A 1,041-nucleotide genomic window follows, 5' to 3' on the forward strand; every position below is an offset into this window, starting at 1 on the left:
GTTGAGCAGCTCGTCGCGCAGCTTCGAGTTGAAGCTCTCGCAATAGCCGTTCTCCCAGGGGCTGCCCGGCTCGATGAATGCGGTCTTGGCGCCGACGGCCACGATCCACTCCCGCACGGCCTTGGCGATGAACTCCGGGCCATTGTCGGAACGAACATGGGCCGGCACACCGCGCAGGATAAACAGGTCGGACAGAACGTCGATGACGTCGGTCGAGTTGAGCTTTCGACCGACCCGGATCGCCAGGCACTCCCGGGTGAACTCGTCGATAATGTTGAGCATGCGGAACTTCCTGCCATTATGGGTCCGTCCTTCGACGAAGTCATAGGACCAGACATGGTTTGGATGCTCGGGCCGAAGCCGGATGCACGATCCGTCATTCAGCCAGAGCCGGCCTTTCTTCGGTTGCTTCTGGGGAACCTTCAGCCCCTCCCGCCGCCAGATGCGCTCGACACGCTTGGCGTTCACTGTCCATCCTTCGGACCGCAGCATCGCCGTGACCCGGCGATAGCCGTATCGGCCATAGCGGGATGCGAGCCGGATGATGTCGGCGGTCAACGCCTCTTCATCCGGCCTACCTCTGGGCTTCTTGCGCTGGGTCGAACGGTGCTGGCCGAGAACTTTGCAGGCAAAGCGCTCCGAGACGGAGAACTTCGCCATGATATGATCGACGCAGCGCCGACGGCGGGAGGGGCTCAGTAGTTTCCCGAAGCTGCCTCTTTGAGGATCAGCTTCTCGAGCGTCAGATCCGAAACCGCCTTGCGAAGACGGTCGTTCTCTTTCTCAAGTTCCTTGAGACGCTTCACCTGATCACCCTTCAGGCCGCCGAACTCCTTGCGCCACCGGTAATACGTGAACTGTGTCACGCCGATCGAACGAACCGCTTCGCCAACCGATCTTCCTTGCGACAACAAAACATCGACCTGGCGTAGCTTGGCGACGATCTCTTCGGGCTTGTGCTTCTTCTGGGGCATTCCAACGTCCTCTCTAAGGCTCAATAGCCTACTTCAGGGAGGACCACTTTTCAGGGGGCAGACCAAC

The 1,041-nt window shown here is 59.9% G+C and carries 1 pseudogene; it reads right to left on the reverse strand.

The window, feature by feature from the left end:
* A pseudogene (locus A3840_RS01095) lies at positions 1–974 on the reverse strand (IS3 family transposase); the annotation flags it as partial.
* Between the last annotated feature and the right edge of the window lie 67 nt (positions 975–1,041).

The organism is Devosia elaeis (assembly GCF_001650025.1).
In the GTDB taxonomy this organism is placed as follows: domain Bacteria; phylum Pseudomonadota; class Alphaproteobacteria; order Rhizobiales; family Devosiaceae; genus Devosia; species Devosia elaeis.